The following is a 16,935-nucleotide window of genomic DNA, read 5'->3' as shown; positions in this document are numbered from 1 at the left end:
CCTTCACGCGGACCTCCTGCCGGGAGCGCTACTTTAGCATAGTGATTAGTTTACGTTTACTCGCGTTCGTCAATCCGAAACCAGACGCTCGAAAAGGCGAACGTATGGGTAGCCTTTGAAGCTGCCGCTTCAAGCCGAATTTAAAGCCTTAAAAGCCAATTTAATGGCCGTTCCATGCACCGCTGCTATATCTCTCTCTCATAGTTCCCGTGCGGTTCGGTGCTCCGATATCGCATGCTGGGGGCAACGGACGGCAAACCCATATTGAGGCCCAGGAAGCAGCAGGATCGGCCATGCGCACTCAAGCAAACGATCGGCGCGACGACTTGATACCCGTGGTGGTGACCGCACTTGTGGCCGTCATCAGTACGGCCGCTATCCTTTTTGGCGACTTTGCCCCGAGCAATATTTCGCAAGGTAGCAGCGATGCGATCACTGCCGCGGCTGTATCGAGGGCGGGTGCCGTCTTGACTCCATCGCAGCCAGCCGCTGGCCGGCCGGCAGCCTAGAGCGTGATGACTTTTCTTCGAATCGTCATCCCGCTCTAACTTCTTGTTTTGAGCATGATCTTTTCGGAAAACCGGTACCCACTTTTCCGGATCATGCTCTAGCTTCCCGACGCGTCCGCCGCCGGCAACTCGACGGCGCGAGGGTCCGACGCCAGGTCTGCCCTCACCGGCAGGGTGAAATGAAACGTGGCGCCGTGAGGCAGGTTTCCGGTGGACCACAGTCGGCCACCGTGGGCCTCCACGATCGAACGGCAGATCGAGAGTCCCATACCCATGCCGCTCGGCTTGGTCGTGAAGAAGGCGTTGAACAACCGATCCGCATTTTCGGCCGAAATCCCAACCCCGCAATCCGCCACACTTACCAGCACCTGTGGCGCTTCGTCCTGGAGCGAGCGTATCACCAGTTCGCGGAGCCGGTCCGCGACGGGCTGCATGGCTTCGATACCGTTCATCACCAGATTGATAATAACCTGCTGCAAATGGACTCGATCGGCTTCGATCATGGGAAGATTGGACGCCAACTCCGTTCGCAATAGCACCTGGTGGCTGATCAGCTCATGCTGTACCAGCGCGACGGTCTCCCTGACGAGGTCATTGATATTGAGCGGCACCCTTTCAATGGTCGACTTTTTCGCGAGCGCCCGGACGCGTTGCATCACGTCGCTGGCCCGATTGCCATCGCTTATGATCCATTCCGCCGAGCGGCGCGCCGCTTCCAGGTTGGGTGTCTCGCGGCCGAGCCAGCGTAGACAAGCTTCGGCGTTGGCGACGACGGCGGCGAGCGGTTGGTTTACTTCATGGGCGATGGAGGCCGTCAGTTCTCCCAGCGTGGTCACGCGTGTAACGTGTGCGAGTTCTGCCTGCGCTTCGTGCAGCGCGTGTTCGGCGTGATCGGCGCGGATCGTCGCCGTGATATCGGTGCCTGTGCCGCGATAGCCGAGAAAATTGCCGCTTGCGTCATAGATGGGCTTGCCGCTTGTTTGGACGTATCTCGCCGCTCCAACCCGGTCTGCACCGGTGCTGTATACGAAATCGCGAAATGGCCGACGTGCGTCAAGCGCCGCCCGATGAATTCGCCATTTTTCAGGTTCCAATTCGACATCGGTTGCAGCATCCCAGCGAGTCAAGCCAATTGGGGGAAAGCGCGCGCTGCCCGTCGCACCGATGTGCTGTCGTAGACGGATGAAGCGGTGGTCCGGTCCGGTCTCCCAGAACCAATCGGAGGCCGTTTCGGCATAATCACGAAAGCGCTGCTCGCTCTCGCGAAGCGCCTCCTCCGCCCGCTTGCGGTCTTCGATGTCGGTGGACGACCCGTACCACTTGACAATGTTTCCCGCCTCATCGCGCAGCGGCACGGCTTGGAACAAAAACCAGCGATATTCACCGTCGAAGCGGCGGAGCCGGGCTTCGAGCCCGCCGGGCATACCTGATTCCCGTATTGCGGCCCACTTCACCAACATGCCCTTCATGTCGTCAGGATGAAAAGCGCGAGGCCAGCCGGTTTCGGCCTGGTCCGATGAGATGCCGGTATAGACGAGGGCTGGTTGATTAAGGAAATCGGGGATCCCTTCCGGGCTGGCGCGCCAGACCAGCGTCGGGATGGTGTCGATGACAAGTCGGAGGCGATCTTCGGATTTCTTGATCTCGTCAAAAGCCTCTTGCAGCGAGACCTTTGCGAGGTGCTGCTCGGTGACATCGACGTGCGTCCCAACGAGTTCGACCACTTCACCGTCGTCACCGACAACGGGATGTCCGACCGAATGCACGTATCTTGCCGAACCGTCCGGACGCGCTATGCGGAAATCGACTTCGAGGTCCGCCTTCTCTCGGACGGCTCGCCGCGCCATCTCGCTAACCCGGTCCCTGTCCTCGGGGAGAATACGATCCAGGAAAGGCTGAGGTGACACAGCGTCCTTTTCAGGATCGAGCCCAAACAGGTGGTATACTTCCGCCGAGCGAAACACGAATTCCTGAAGGCGCACATCCCAGGCCCAGCTGCTTGTATGGCTCAATCGCTGGGCTTCAGCCAAATACGCTTCGCTCTGACGCAGGGCATTTTCGATCTGCTTGCGGTCCTCGATGTCGGTGCCCGACGCGTACCACTCGACGATATTGCCCGCCTCATCATGCAGTGGCTCGATGCGGAACAAAAACCAACGATATTCGCCGTCGAATCGCCGAAGCCGCGCTTCGGTTTCGCCTCGCGTGCGCCACGTCCGTATCGCACGCCACGTCGCCAGGATGCCCGCGCTGTCATCGGGATGAATGGCGCTGGCCCACCCCCATTCCAGAGCCTCGTCAAGCGAAAGACCCGTATAATCAAGGCATCGTTGATTAAGGAACTCGGTGGCCCCGTCGGTCCCAGCGCGCCACACCAGCGTCGGGATGGTGTCGATGACGATTCGGAGGCGGTCTTCGGATTTCTTGATCTCGTCAAATGCGTTTTGCAGCGCGGCTTCAATCCGCTTTTGATCCGCGATCGCTGTTCGCAGCTCGTCGCGAGAGCGCCGCAGGCTTTCCGTGGTTTTTCTCTGCGCCGAGATCAGGAATGCAATGAGGATCGATACAATGGAAAACAGTATTAGCCGCGGCACCTCCGAAATACCCACGCCAAACAGATCATGCTTCCACGTAAACGAGTTGATTGGCGGCACCAGGTAATAATGAAAGGATAAGACGGCGAGCGTGATCGCCAACAATGCCGGGCCGAAACCGCCAAACCAGGCTGTGAAAATGACGGCGCAAAGCATCGACGATGCGATCGCCTCCGCGCTCAACAAACGTGTGATGGCTTCCGCAGCAATGACCGCTACCGCGACCGAGAAGACAGCCAATGCGTAATAGAACGCCGTCGGCATCTTCTGCCGTCGTTGAGAGAGATCGGCTTTAACAGGTTTGGTCATTCTCCTTGCTCGCCTCGCTCAGGGTAACCAGGCTGCTGACCACCACCGAGCCGTACCGACGCCGCCGAAGAAAAGCAGCATGGCCGCATTCCGGAAATTCGTGGTCTGGTTCTCCACCATTCACCGAGCACCCGGGCCTCTCCGATGGCCACGATTAGAGCATTTCGGGGGATACGCGGCAATTCGATTGCGGCCGTCTCGCGGGCTGTGGACGCGGTTCCCAAAAACCGGGTGTAAGGCACGCATCACAAACCTCCGTATGAGCCTTCCGATCCCTTTCGATACTGGATGCTTACCTACGTACAATTGAGGCATCGATCTCTAACGCTTTACTCTCGCTGCAATCTGGAATGACAGCGAAGACGTTTGAGCGTCGGGAGCCGGTACATGAGGGTCAAACTCTGCGAGCGATGTCCCTATGAGCCGCGGGACCTGGAGCAACACTACGATCCCGAGGCCGCACTTCACGTGTGTGCGAGGTGCGACGGCGAGCCATGGATGCTCACGAACCACTACCCACGCGATTCCCACAGGAGGCGGCAATGCACAACAACCCGCGATGTTTTCGAAACGACGCAGCGAAGCGTTGCGCGATCTGCAGCAGACGCTTTGGCCTCATCCGTTACTACTCCTGCCAAACAGCCCTCTGCTCAAAGAAGTGCATCGATCGCTTCAGTTGTCGCCTGGAGGCCGACCGCAGATGGTTCCGCAAGCTTCAGGCCGCCTGACCGCCGTTGCATCGAGAGCGACCTTGAACCGACGACGTCAGCCGTTCAGCGCTGATCGGAGCATGACATGAACTACGAAGCCCATTTCGGCCGGCAGCTTGAGGAACTCCATCGCGAAGGACGGTACCGTATATTTTCCAATCTGGAGCGTAACGCGGGGGCCTTCCCCCGCGCCACCCATCGTCACGCCAGCTGGACGGGCGAGATCACGGTGTGGTGCTCCAACGATTACCTGGGTATGGGACAGCACCCCGCCGTCCTCGCGGCCATGCATGAGGCGCTCGATCGCTGTGGCGCGGGCACGGGCGGCACTCGCAACATTGCCGGCACCAATCACTATCATGTTCTGCTTGAGCGCGAATTGGCCGACCTGCACGGCAAGCAAGCCGCCCTGCTGTTCACCTCCGGTTACGTCTCCAATATGGCGTCGCTCAGCACGCTGGCATCCCGGATGCCCGGCTGCACGATCCTGTCGGATGAGCTGAACCATGCTTCGATGATCGAGGGCATGCGGCATAGCCGCACCCAGACGCGCATCTTCGCTCACAACGACCCGCGCGACCTCGAGCGAAAACTGTCGGATCTTGATCCGCACGCACCAAAACTGGTGGCTTTCGAATCCGTATACTCCATGGACGGCGATATTGCGCCGATCGCGGAGCTATGCGACGTCGCGGACGCGCACAACGCCATGACCTATCTGGACGAAGTGCATGGCGTTGGCCTTTATGGCCCCAATGGCGGCGGCGTCGCGGACCGCGAAGGGGTAAGTCATCGCTTAACTATCATCGAAGGCACGTTGGCAAAGGCGTTCGGCGTGATCGGCGGCTATGTGGCTGCGTCGGCTACGATCTGTGACTTCATACGCAGCTTCGCCCCGGGCTTCATCTTCACCACCTCGCTGCCTCCGGTGATCGCGGCCGGTGCGTTGGCCAGCATTCGTCATCTAAAGACCAGCACCGTAGAACGCGAACGGCATCAGGATCGGGTGGCACGGCTCCGTTTGCGGCTCGACCAGGCCGGCGTGCCCCATCTCCGCAACGAAAGCCACATCGTGCCCGTGATGGTCGGCGATGCGGTGCTGTGCCGGCAGATCAGCGACACCCTCATCGGTCGGTACGGCATCTACCTCCAGCCTATCAATTATCCGACCGTGCCCCGCGGAACCGAGCGGCTGCGGATCACGCCGGCGCCGTATCACAGCGACGCCGATATCGAGCACCTGGTCGAGGCGCTGGCGGAAGTCTGGGCCGAGGTCGGCCTCACGACCTCGTCGAAATCCATCCGCCCCACGATCCGTCCGACGTCACCTCGCCGCTCGCCGCGCGGATCAGGCTCGATTCTCGCGGGCCTGTCGCTCAACAATGCACCAAACAGCGCGCCTGGCATCGATCAGCGCGATCGGGCCGTGGAGCCACAGTAACCCTCAACGCTCGAAATATCCATTCAACCCATCATCAGGAAACGTACAATGACGACCAGTCTTGCGACGAATGTCGATCTCGCGGGAATCAGGATTCCCGACAGCAAGCTCGCGCGTGAAATAACGGAGCTGGTGCGGGACACCGAATCACCGCTGCTGTTTCACCATTCGAGCCGCGTGTACTACTGGGGCGCCCTGGCAGGCAAGCGTCGCGGATTAAGATTCGATCCCGAACTGCTTTATGCAGGCGCGATGTTCCACGACATGGGCTTGACGCATCAGCACAGCAGCACGCAGGAACGCTTCGAGGTTGACAGCGCAAATACCGCCCGTGACTTCCTGCGAAGCCACGGAGTCCATCAACAAGACGTTGAAACTGTCTGGACCGCGATCGCCTTGCACACGACGCCGGGCATCCCCCCGCACATGCACCCGGTCGTAGCTCTAGTGACGGCCGGCGTCGAAATGGATGTACTTGGTCTCGCTTATTCCGAATTCGGCGATGCGGAGCGCGAGGCGGTGGTGCATGCACATCCGCGTAGCGCGCGTTTCAAAGAAGACATCATCCAGGCCTTCTACGACGGCAACAAGCACAAGCCGGAGACGACCTTCGGCAACGTCAACGCCGACGTACTCGCGGATAAGGACCCGCACTTCACCCGGGTCAATTTCTGCAGCGTGATCCGCGCTTCCGCCTGGCGTGGGTAAACCTCTCCGCGTCCTCCAATCGATAATTCAAGCGCTGAGGCTTTCGGAAGCATCGGTCAGACAGCATCGGCCGGCGGCGACGCGCGAAGTCTCGCATTTCAGGAGTCCACTATGTCCAAAACCCAGGAGCCCACCATGTCCAAAACGAAGCGATTTACTAATGCCACCGGCGCGCCGGTAGCTGACAACACCAACATCATGACCGCCGGTCGGCGCGGCCCGGCGCTGCTCCAGGATATCTGGCTGATCGAAAAGATGGCGCATTTCGACCGGGAAGTAATCCCGGAGCGGCGCATGCACGCCAAAGGCTGGGGCGCCCACGGTACCTTCACGGTGACGCACGACATCACTCGCTACACCAAGGCCAAAATCTTTTCCAAGATCGGCAAGAAAACTCCGATGTTCGCCCGCATCTCGACGGTAGCCGGCGAGCGCGGCGCGGCCGATGCGGAACGCGACATCCGCGGCACCGCCCTCAAGTTCTATACCGAGGAGGGCAACTGGGACATCGTCGGCAACAACACGCCGGTCTTCTTCTTCCGCGACCCGCTGCGGTTCTCGGACCTCAACCATGCCATCAAGCGCGACCCGCGCACCGGGCTGCGCAGCGCGGACAACAATTGGGATTTCTGGTCGCTGCTCCCCGAGGCGCTGCATCAGGTCACCATCATCATGTCCGATCGCGGCATCCCGAAGAGCTTCCGCAACATGCACCTTTTCGGCAGCCATACCTTCTCGATGCTCAATGCCGCCAATGAACGTGTCTGGGTCAAGTTCCACTTCCGCACCCAGCAGGGAATCGCGAACCTCACCGACGCGGAGGCCGAGGCCCTCGTCGCCAAGGATCGCGAAAGCAACGGCCGCGACCTGCTCAACGCGATCGAGGCGGGCGACTTTCCGCGCTGGACGCTTTTCATTCAGGTGATGACTGACGCCCAGGCGCAGACTCATCGGCACAATCCCTTCGACGTGACCAAGGTCTGGCCGAAGGCGGAGTATCCGCTGATCGAGGTTGGCGTGATGGAGCTCAACCGCTACCCGGACAACTATTTCGCGGAAGTGGAACAGGCCGCCTTCTCGCCCGCCAACATCGTGCCCGGCATCGGCTTCTCGCCGGACAAGATGCTCCAGGGGCGGCTGTTCTCCTATGGCGACACGCAACGCTACCGGCTCGGTATCAACTTCAACCATATCCCGGTCAACGCGCCCCAATGCCCGTTCCAAAGCTATCACCGCGACGGCAAGATGCGGACCGACGGCAATCTGGGCGGGACGCTCACCTTCAACCCCAACAGCGCCGGACTTTGGGATAACCAGCCCGATTTCGCCGAACCTCCGATGCCGATCGAGGGCGACGCGGCGCACTTTGACCACCGCGTTGACGACGATCATTGGGAGCAGCCCGGCAATTTGTTCCGGAAGATGACGCCTGCCCAGCAGCAGGTTCTGTTCGAGAACACCGCGCGGGCGATGGGCGACGCCAGGCTGCACATCAAGCAGCGGTACGTCGACAATTGCACGCGCGCCGATCCGGCCTACGGGGCCGGGGTGGCGAAGGCCCTCGGCCTCAAACAGCCGGCGTTGGTCGATTAAGACACGCCGGCATATCCACGATGATCACTAGCAGGAGCCGGGCGATCGAGCCCCGGCTCCCCGTCAAAGCCCTGCTCGACCATACTGCCCGCCAGATCGGCGGCGCATCGCCTCGGAGGGAAGCGTCATGCACATGCTGGATTGGAATACATATCGGCAGCAGCTCACCGCCGGGGTTGGCGGGTTCGGCAAACTCAACCCCGATGTCGTCAAAGGCTACGCCACCCTGAGCGGGGCAGGCCATAAGACGGGCCATCTCGATGAAAAGGCTCGCGAACTGATAGCGCTTGCGGTCGCCATCACCCTGCGCTGCGACGGCTGCATCACGGTGCATACCGCGGCGGCCCTCAAACGGGGCGCGACCAGGGAGGAACTCGCCGAAGTGCTGGGCGTGGCAGTCTCCGTCAATGCCGGCGCGGCCGTCGTTTATTCTACCCGCGCGCTCGACGCGTTCGACGCCGCCGCCGAACTCAGCCCCAACACCTGAGGCAAACGCACGGCAGCTTCGTCCGGCGCTTTCCAGGCTGAGGGAAGCCCTCTTAACGTTTTGCCGCCGGCGGAAAAACCAGCGATTGGTCCTCGATGTCCTGAACCGGAAGCGTACTTACGCCCGCCATGGTATGGAGTTCCTGCAGTGGCGGCATGGCAGCGGCCGACAGCTCGATCGAAGGCGATCGCGGCAGCATGGCGGCCGCAGCCCCCATCAGCGCTACAACCGCGATGGCAGAAATCGTCAGACGCATCATGGCAAGCTCCCGTCTCTGAACCATCATTGTGTCTGCGCAGCTGCGGACAGGTTCAAAGCGGTGTGCAGCGAGGGCCACGGCCGGGATCACTTATCCGCGAGGCCCGTTCAGGGAACCCAAACTGATCCTGGTACTAGATCCTCGCGCTGGGTTCCGCAAACGCGACCGAGGAAGGCTGCTGCACGAAATTGTCGAGGACGGCGGCGGCCGCGACAGCAATAGTGCCGGCAACCAGGCATACCGCGATGAACTCACGCATCGTATTTCTCCTGTTTCCAAATAGAACGGTTCGGACAATCGACAAAGGCCGTCCGAAATTAGTTGCTCAAGGCGCGAGGGCAAAAGCCTCCGTTTCGAGTGCCACGAAAGTTCGTCCGACCGCGCCCACGCACGCGTAAAACTTCGCCGGTCTGGCGTGCTGGAGATCGACAAAGAAGCGGCTTATCCAAGGCTTGAGATGCTGTTCGAAGAAGTCACGATCAGCGCCTGACGGAGCCGTTATATCGCCGCCGACAAGACGCGCCATGATCTCGCAAAGCAGCGCGGCATGATCCTCCGGCTCCGAACGCTCCGGCGCTTTTTCGATGCCCAGCAGCTGAAGGTTCTCGCGCACTCGCACCAGCGGGCGTCCGTAGAGGGCGCCCGTTAGATAATGGGACGAATACGGCAACAGCAACCCTCCCCCGAGGCCAATGAATAGATCAAAATATTCCCGCCCAACATCGTCTTCATTCGTCCGCCTGGCGGCCTCACCGAGTGCGGCATGCGCGACACCGAGCGAGCTGGCGTCGCCGCGCAGCAAGGCCAGCCGCTCAATCATTTGGCTATCGGGACTGCGCGAAAGCAAGGTCGCCAGCAGCGCATACTCCTGCGCACGAGCACGATCGATCTCATCGTCGCGCTCGGGAGAAATGTGAGATCCAGACTCTTGCGCAGGCTCCATTCTTGACCTGTGACATATTGAGACGACCGAACCGGCCGCAGCTATCCAACACTAGCGCGGCAAAGCACTGCCGTGACGATGAATTCGTGGAAGGTCGCCTCGTTCGGTAACACGATCGCTCTCGGCGGTCTTATCTCCTCCACTCCCGTCGTTTGATACACTGCGAACGTCGCTGCTCGACGCCGGGACGTCAAACGTTTGCTGAACAGTCTGATCGAAAACGGCGGGCTTGTGATCGGTGGTGGCCGACAGCGACTGCTCCGTTGATATCGGCATTTCCGAGGCCATCTCAGCGGGTTCGTCGCGCGTGCCAAGCGCTTGCGCCAGAAGTGCCGGTGCGCCCTCTTTAGCCGACAGCGGACCGAAACCGGGCAGCGCATCCGGATCATTGAAATCCCACTGGTTTTCGGCGATGCCGATAAAGTCGCGAATTGCCGGATCGCTCGCCCAGGCCTGACGGAGTGCCGCTCGCGTCAATTCGGCAGGCACGCAGCTTTGCAGAAATCCGCGGATGTCCGTGCCGGCGGTGATGGCTTCAATCGATGGCAGACTTGCCAGGTCAAAGGCCTCGTCGGCCGCCGCATCGGTCTGAGGCGACGCGCTTGGTTCGGCCCGCCCGGCATCCGACTCGCGCTTCAATCGCGCCCAGCGCAAGAGGAAATTAGCGGGCTCCGTCATTCCTCGTTCTCCCATCCCGCTCGCCGGGAGGAGGCGGTCTGCTGATCGCGCTGACGCTTGACGAAGGGACGCTCGACATGATGCTGGGCGACGAATTGATCGACGGCTGCTACGATGTCGGGCGGCATGGGTACGGCTTCGACCAGATTGCTGCCGGCGTCGGTAAACGCTTCTCCTTCCGCCGGATCGGCCGTTACGGCGAGAATCTCATAGGGCCGCTCCGAAGCAATGGGACGCAAGGCAACCCACAATGCCGGCGCGCCTGATGCGAGGTTGGCGCGATAATTTGTCGTCTCGGTCCGATGCAATTCGATCACGGCCTCACCCGCAAGGAACAACGAGCTTTCCGCCCCGGCAGCGAGCGCCGTCCAAGGGGCGGCTGCCGGTTTTCCGGCAAACACGGAGACCGGTCGCCACAGATAATCGACCCACATGCTCTTGGCCTTGCGCCGTTCGACCACGACGCCAACCGGAATATGCGCAAGCGCTGTCGATCTCAATTCACCGCCTCCTCGTGTCGGATCGGCAGGCCGGTCAGGAGATTTTGCGGCTTCAACCGCAACACCTCGTCAGCCGTCATGGCCGCCAAGAGATAGACCGGTTCCCCCCTGACCTTTTCGATCATATCTTCCGGATTGCGGAAAGTCAGCCGGAACAGGCCAACCAACTGGGCCCGCATCGCATCGCCGAGATCGCCGCCATCCCAAAGGGCATCGCCGATGCGCGTAGCATCGGAGCTCAGCCCTACGTACCATGACAATGGCGTATTGCGGAGTTCCGCCAGGGGTTCGATCACGACATCGATTGCAAGCAAATGCCGCAGCCAGCGCGTGAGGACGTCGCCAAGCGCGACCAAACCGCGTTGACCGGCAGTCAGGTCGAGCGCCATGTCGAAGCGGTCGCTGCGCTCCCAGTAACCGCCTACGGTTACATCGTTGAGCATGTCGAATTCGGTCACCGCCGGCAATCCCAGCAACGCAGCCAATGGCGATTGGGGCTGCCGATCGAGCGACGCCTCCGTCTCTTCGTCGACGGCGACCACGGAACGTTCCGCAATGATCAATTTCTGGGGACGGAAGAGCATTTCGGCGGCCCGCAGCACGAAAACATCATCGCAATCATCCAATACGTTTCGCAAGATCGCTTGCATCGCCTGGCCGATAAGAACATGGGGGAATTTGATCTTGCGCCTGATAATTTCGAGGTAGGCGGCCTCCAGCGTGCGGTGCTTCACCAGATGATCGCGCCAGGCAATCATCATCTCCCAATTTTCGCGTGCGTCGGTGTCGGCGACCTCGGCAACCTGCGCAGCCGCGACCGACCGCCGTGGATCGCTCAACATCGCCTGGTGCAGCCGTCGTTCCGCCGCGCATGCCTCCGGCGGAGGCACGAGCTCAGGACGCGCCAGATAGGCCTTCAGGAATTCGTCGGTAACAAGCAACCTGCCCGTGTTGTCGCGATCAAGCAAATGATGACCGCAGGACATCCAGAAGTCGCGCGATGCACTCAACGATGCGCTCCCTTCTCCAGTCTTCCGAGATCGAGATGTTCACTAGACGCATCATCATCGCCGAGCACCTCCAGAAATTCGAAAGCGGGCGCATGGCCGGCCCCGTCGCGTGGACGCAGCGTGCGGAACGTCTCGCGGATTACTCCCTTGTCGTAACTGCGGGTCACGGCGACAACAACGCCCGGCGGATGGTCGCACAGCGATGCCGCAAAGCTCGTCTCCTCCTCTGCGGCCCGACGCGCGGCGGCAAGATCGGGGGCGCCGAAATGCGCGACGAGTTGCGACGCCAGCATCTCGACAACGGCGCCACGATCGCTTTCGCTCGCTTCGACAATCTGCGCCAGCGTCGAACAGCCAAGCGACTCCAATCCCAAAAAGCCGGCGCGAAAGGCCGTGCGCGCCTTGCCCCGCAAATTTGCCGGATCGCAATGGGCGAACGCAAAGGCGCCCGACACAGCCCATTCGCCGGGCTCTGCCGCCTTTTCAAATATGAATGAATCCGACGGATCGAGCCGGATGGTGCGCAGCAGTTTCACCTGTTCGGCCCTCCCGCAACCGGATCGCGCTACCCGGCGTCTGAACGGCATTCTCAGCGCAAACACACCCGATGGCGGACGCGACGGAATGTCCGTTGGCTACGCCAGCATCGCACTTTCCATGAGGAATAATATATACTTCTCCGGGCATCCCGGCCAGCATGCCGCAGCATCCGGAAGACGGGCTTCCGCTACAAGAAATTGTGAGAGCGATGGCTGATACCACCAGGCAAGTCCTGATCTGCTCGTGCGACGACACGATGCCGCTGGACCGAGATGCGGTCCGCCGCGGTTGCCGTGGCGAACCGACGACCGCGACCCAACTATGCCGCGCCGAACTTGATCGGTTCCGGGCGATCGCGGCGACAGATGCGCCACTCACTGTGGGATGCACCCAGGAGGCGTCACTATTCTCCGAGGTCGCAGCGGAAAGTGGACGAGCAAGTCCGATCCAGTTTGCCAATATAAGGGAGACCGGGGGATGGTCCGGCGACGCTGCCCAGGCGGGACCGAAAATGGCGGCGCTGCTTGCGATGGCGGCCGAGCCTACGCCGCCTGCGTCGTTCGTCAAACTGGAGAGCGCCGGCGTCATTCTCATCTGCGGCCGCGACGAAACGGCGGTCGAGGCCGGCAACCTTCTCAAGGACTACCTTGATGTCACCGTATTGATTGAACCGCCCGCAGCCATCGTACCTCCGCGAATAGCCGATTTTCCGGTGGCGAAAGGAAAGGTCAGAAGCGCCACCGGCTATCTCGGTGCTTTCGAGGTCACGGTCGACGATTTCGCGCAACCGTTGCCGTCATCGCGCAGCGCGTTGGTGTTTGGACCATCGCGTAACGATACGCGATCGAGCTGCGATATCATTCTCGACCTGACGGGCGGGACGGCGTTCTTCCCCGCAGCCGATTTGCGCGACGGCTATCTGCGTGCCGATCCGGGCGACCCCGCTGCAATGCTACGGGCAGTCCTCAAAGCGCGCGACCTTACCGGCACTTTCGAGAAGCCGCGTTACGTCGCATACGACGCCTCGCTATGTGCCCATTCACGTTCGCAAGTGGTCGGCTGCACCCGCTGCCTCGATCTTTGTCCTACATCGGCTATCACACCTGACGGCGACCACGTGGCGATTGACGCGAACATTTGCGCGGGCTGCGGGCAGTGCGCCGCTGCATGTCCGACGGGTGCTGCGTCGTACGCGCTGCCTTCAGAAGACGTGCTGATGCGCAAGCTGCGCGCGATGCTTATCGCCTATCGTGAAGCCGGCGGAGAACGGGCGATCGTCCTGGTGCATGATGAATCCCATGGCGCACCGCTGATCGATGCGCTGGCGCGGTTCGGCGACGGATTGCCGGCCCATGTGCTGCCGTTTGCGGTCAACGAGATCACGCAGGTCGGCCTGGAGAGCGTCGCCGCCGCCTTCGCCTATGGCGCATCGGCGATGCGGTTGCTGCTTCGAGCGCGGCCCCGCCACGACGTCGCCGGCTTGATGCGGACGATAGCGCTGGCGGATCCGATTCTGACCGGGCTCGGCTTCGGCGCCGGCCGGATCGCGACCGTCGAAACCGACGATCCGGACCTTCTCGGCGAGGCGCTGCGGGCAATCCCATCGATGCCTCCGGCGCCGCGTCCGGCGAGCTTCCGCCCCTTGGGAGGGAAAAGAAGCGTGCTGCGTTTTGCACTGAGCGAGCTTCATCGCGCTGCACCGGACCCGGTCGGCGTCATTCCGCTTCCCGAAGGAGCGCCGTTCGGCGCTGTGGAGATCGACGCCGGCGGCTGTACGCTTTGTTTGGCCTGCGTCTCGGCGTGTCCGACGGGCGCCTTGCGCGACGATCCCGACAGACCAATGCTTCGCTTTGTCGAAGATGCCTGCGTGCAGTGCGGATTGTGCCAGGCGACCTGCCCGGAGAATGTTATCTCCCTTAGACCCCAGCTCGATTTTGACGCCGCCAGGGCCCCTGCCCGAATCCTCAAGGAAGAGGCGCCGTTTTGCTGCATCCGCTGCGGCAAGCCGTTCGGCGTGAAGAGCACGATCGATCGCGTGGTGGCGAAGCTCGAAGGCAAGCACTGGATGTATACCGGCTCATCCCGACGCCTTGATGTGATCAGGATGTGCGACGATTGCCGCGTAGCTGCGGCTAGCGAGGAAGGTTTCGATCCCTACGGCGTGCAGAAGCAGCCAGCCCGTACCACCGATGATTATCTGCGCGAGCGGGAGGCGCAAAAACGCAACGGCAACGACAGGAGTTGAATTGCCGGCGTTCCGCTATTCCTGCGACGTCGGCCCAAGCAGATTAGGCCGGCACAACCGGAAACTTCTCCTTGTGGAGAGCAGCCAAGGTCTGGGGATCCAGCTTCAGATGCGCCCTCACGAGCTCAGGCGGCGTCAGCGCAAGCCATTGATTGAGCGATACGTCCGCGTAGTAACTGCTCTTGAACACCTCCAGGAAGCGAAGCGGCGTGGTTCCGGTGTTCTCGACATAGTGCCCCATGGCAAAGGGCACGAAGCCGACGTCGCCGGCCTGAAAATCGAAGGTCCGCGCCTGGCCGGATGCCGCGAACACGCCCATGCGCGCCTGCCCTTCAATGTAATACTGCCATTCATTGCTGTTGGGATGCCAGTGCAGCTCGCGCATCCCGCCGGGCTGGACCTCGACCAGCGCGGCGGAGATCGTCTTGGAAGCCGGGAATACGCTGGTGTCCGTGATCCGCACCGTGCCGCTCTTGGTCTTGATCGGCTGCTGCGCCAGCATTTTGTGGCTCAAGGTCGGCGATACCGGGATCGTTCCGGCAATCTTGTCGGAGTCGAGCGGCCCGGGTACGGCGGCGGCGAAAATATAGAGCTCGCTTGGATCGGGAACATGCTCGAAGGACGAGCCGGCAACACCGAAATTCTTGGCGAGTACCTCGTTCGGTGTGTGCTTGAACCAGTCGCTCAACAGGAAGGTATTGTCCTCGTCGAAATCGCCGTCATCGAACACCAGGAGAAATTCGCAGCCGTCCGGACCAAGACCCTGGATCGAATGCGGAACGCCCGACGCGAAATACCAGAGATCGCCGACACCGACGTCATCGGCAAAGTTGTGTCCCTGAGCGTCGATCGCCGTAATGCGGGCGCTGCCATACAACATGTAGGCCCATTCGGCGGCCTTGTGCCAATGCAGCTCGCGAACGCCGCCGGCATTCAGGCGCATGTTCACGCCGGCGATATCCTTGGAAACACCGAGCTCCCGCACGGTGACCTGACGGGTCCAGCCGCCGGACTCCAGCCGCATGTGCGCGTCGGAGAAGGAGAAACGCAAATTGGGCAGCGTGCCGTGATCGGTCGAGGGCGGCACCAGCAGATCGGGATTCTGCCGGTCGCGTGCGAGGTTGCGCGGACCGGGATCGGTGCCGCCGTGCCCGGGCCGCTGCGGGACCGGTTCATTGGTCTGCGCGCCGGCGTTAGCCGCCGCCAGAAATCCGCCGGCAGCGGTCGCAGTCAGCAATGTACGTCGCGTGACATCATCCATAATTTTACCCCTTAAGTATCGGCACCCCGCAAATTTTCGCAGTACTGCGCAGACAAATTATCGTCGTGATGAATACGCGCGGCTCCTCCGCCCGGCATTTGCCTGCTCAGCGTCCACTGAGTTCGTCAGGATGCTCACTCTGCCGGCGTCGCCGAAGGTTGTCCTTGTCGGTCTTGGTTTGCGAGTTGTTGGGCAAGCCAGAGATCGTGATGCTCTTTTGCCCAGTTGAGATCGACCTCGCCGGTGCCCATGGCCTCGAACGCACCCTCCATGCCGAGCGTGCCGATATAGATGTGGCCAAGAATCAAGGCGACGAACAGAACGGCCACGACGGCGTGCACGACCTGCGCGATCTGCATGTCGGCAATGTTAGTTCCATAGAAGGGAAACAGCAGCACAACGCCTGACACGGAAACGGCAACACCAGCTGCAAGGGAAAACCAATAGACAAGCTTTTCCCCGAGGTTAAAGCGTCCGGCGGGCGCGTGTTTGTTTTTAATGAAGCCGCCGCCTTGCTTGAGCCATTCAAGATCGACCCTGCCGAAAATGTTGTCGCGGAAGAAGATCACGGTGATCAAGATGAGGCCGACCATGAACGAGAAGCTGGTGAAGTTGTGGACGTATTTTGCCGCCTCCGAGATTTCCGAAAACGCATCCGGGCCGACAGCCGGCAAGAGCAAGATTTTGCCGAAGGTGATATTCAATCCGGTCAGGCCGAGAACGACGAATGAAACGGCGGTCAGCCAATGCGAAAAACGCTCGAAGGCTTTGAAGCGAAGGATTTTCTTTCCCGAGCGTCCTTCGGCAATTCGGACCCGTCCGATCATCAGATAGGCGAGGCCGAGCAGAGCGACGGTGCCGAGGATCACGATCGCAGCGCCCCAATGCAGCAGCACCTCATGGAAATACTGCCACATCCGCCCGGCAGGCTGGATCAGCACGCTGGCCTTTTGATCGGGAATGACGATACGCCCTTCGATGCGAGGGAACTGCTTGAGAAGGTCCCGTTCGCTGGTAACGCTTGCGGTGGGATTGGGGGTGCCGTCGGGATTGAGCTTCTGCGCGATCGCCGGGCCGAACACCGCTATGCCAAGGAGGAGCATCACGAGCAGGATCGCGAGGCGAATGCGTGCAAGAAAAATCATGAC

The 16,935-nt window shown here is 61.1% G+C and carries 15 protein-coding genes; 5 read left to right on the top strand and 10 right to left on the bottom strand.

Annotated features, from left to right (window positions below; all coding sequences use genetic code 11):
• Positions 1-607: 607 nt before the first annotated feature.
• Positions 608-3,412 (bottom strand): PAS domain-containing protein, encoded by a 2,805-nt coding sequence (locus B5526_RS33660; RefSeq protein ID WP_079543977.1) that lies wholly within the window; start codon positions 3,410-3,412, stop codon positions 608-610.
• A 795-nt stretch (positions 3,413-4,207) separates the two neighbouring features.
• On the opposite strand from B5526_RS33660, the gene hemA reads away from it, so the two are divergent.
• The 4 genes from hemA (at position 4,208) to B5526_RS33635 (ending at position 8,351) form a co-directional block, all read left to right on the top strand.
• Positions 4,208-5,563 carry a 5-aminolevulinate synthase gene (gene hemA, locus B5526_RS33650; protein ID WP_079543975.1) on the top strand — a complete coding sequence of 452 codons (1,356 nt, stop codon included), beginning with the start codon at positions 4,208-4,210 and terminating at the stop codon, positions 5,561-5,563.
• Positions 5,564-5,611: 48 nt separating this feature from the next.
• Positions 5,612-6,271 carry an HD domain-containing protein gene (locus tag B5526_RS33645; RefSeq protein WP_079543974.1) on the top strand — a complete coding sequence of 220 codons (660 nt, stop codon included), beginning with the start codon at positions 5,612-5,614 and terminating at the stop codon, positions 6,269-6,271.
• Between the two features lie 135 nt (positions 6,272-6,406).
• A complete protein-coding gene (locus B5526_RS33640; protein WP_079545806.1) occupies positions 6,407-7,864 on the top strand; it encodes a catalase in 1,458 nt (485 codons plus the stop codon).
• A gap of 127 nt (positions 7,865-7,991) precedes the next feature.
• Positions 7,992-8,351, top strand: coding sequence for a carboxymuconolactone decarboxylase family protein (locus B5526_RS33635; RefSeq protein ID WP_197688390.1), 360 nt, complete (start codon positions 7,992-7,994; stop codon positions 8,349-8,351).
• A gap of 52 nt (positions 8,352-8,403) precedes the next feature.
• Here B5526_RS33635 and B5526_RS33630 read toward each other — a convergent pair whose 3' ends face one another.
• The 7 genes from B5526_RS33630 to B5526_RS33605 all read right to left on the bottom strand — a co-directional run bounded on the left by B5526_RS33630 (position 8,404) and on the right by B5526_RS33605 (position 12,277).
• A complete protein-coding gene (locus B5526_RS33630; RefSeq protein ID WP_079543973.1) occupies positions 8,404-8,610 on the bottom strand; it encodes a hypothetical protein in 207 nt (68 codons plus the stop codon).
• Between the two features lie 133 nt (positions 8,611-8,743).
• Positions 8,744-8,869: a hypothetical protein gene (locus tag B5526_RS39540; protein ID WP_283807583.1), complete on the bottom strand. Its 126-nt coding sequence runs from the start codon at positions 8,867-8,869 to the stop codon at positions 8,744-8,746.
• A gap of 66 nt (positions 8,870-8,935) precedes the next feature.
• Complete coding sequence (locus B5526_RS33625) at positions 8,936-9,553, bottom strand: TorD/DmsD family molecular chaperone (protein WP_079543972.1); 618 nt, start codon at positions 9,551-9,553, stop codon at positions 8,936-8,938.
• A gap of 51 nt (positions 9,554-9,604) precedes the next feature.
• A complete protein-coding gene (locus B5526_RS33620; RefSeq protein WP_244562130.1) occupies positions 9,605-10,192 on the bottom strand; it encodes a DUF3306 domain-containing protein in 588 nt (195 codons plus the stop codon).
• Positions 10,193-10,227: 35 nt separating this feature from the next.
• Positions 10,228-10,731 (bottom strand): DUF3305 domain-containing protein, encoded by a 504-nt coding sequence (locus B5526_RS33615; RefSeq protein ID WP_079543970.1) that lies wholly within the window; start codon positions 10,729-10,731, stop codon positions 10,228-10,230.
• Positions 10,728-11,741, bottom strand: a complete 1,014-nt coding sequence (locus B5526_RS33610) for a DUF6352 family protein (RefSeq protein WP_244562129.1) — start codon at positions 11,739-11,741, stop codon at positions 10,728-10,730. The genes B5526_RS33615 and B5526_RS33610 overlap by 4 nt, the downstream gene beginning before the upstream one ends.
• Complete coding sequence (locus B5526_RS33605) at positions 11,738-12,277, bottom strand: DUF6505 family protein (protein ID WP_244562128.1); 540 nt, start codon at positions 12,275-12,277, stop codon at positions 11,738-11,740. Before B5526_RS33605 ends, B5526_RS33610 begins: the two co-directional genes overlap by 4 nt.
• 260 nt (positions 12,278-12,537) lie before the next feature.
• Between B5526_RS33605 and B5526_RS33600 the strand changes: the two genes are divergently transcribed.
• Complete coding sequence (locus B5526_RS33600; protein WP_079545800.1) at positions 12,538-14,526, top strand: 4Fe-4S binding protein; 1,989 nt, start codon at positions 12,538-12,540, stop codon at positions 14,524-14,526.
• A gap of 43 nt (positions 14,527-14,569) precedes the next feature.
• Here the strand turns inward: B5526_RS33600 and B5526_RS33595 are convergent, their stop codons facing one another.
• Together B5526_RS33595 and B5526_RS33590 are read right to left on the bottom strand one after the other, a co-directional pair.
• Positions 14,570-15,787 carry an oxalate decarboxylase family bicupin gene (locus tag B5526_RS33595; RefSeq protein ID WP_079543968.1) on the bottom strand — a complete coding sequence of 406 codons (1,218 nt, stop codon included), beginning with the start codon at positions 15,785-15,787 and terminating at the stop codon, positions 14,570-14,572.
• A 134-nt stretch (positions 15,788-15,921) separates the two neighbouring features.
• A complete protein-coding gene (locus B5526_RS33590) occupies positions 15,922-16,932 on the bottom strand; it encodes a formate dehydrogenase subunit gamma (RefSeq protein WP_079545798.1) in 1,011 nt (336 codons plus the stop codon).
• Positions 16,933-16,935: the final 3 nt, after the last annotated feature.

It is taken from the genome of Bradyrhizobium lablabi (genome assembly GCF_900141755.1).
In the GTDB taxonomy this organism is placed as follows: Bacteria; Pseudomonadota; Alphaproteobacteria; order Rhizobiales; family Xanthobacteraceae; genus Bradyrhizobium; species Bradyrhizobium lablabi_A.
Note: the sequence above shows the minus strand (reverse complement) of the source record. Positions and strands in the feature narration are given on the sequence as shown.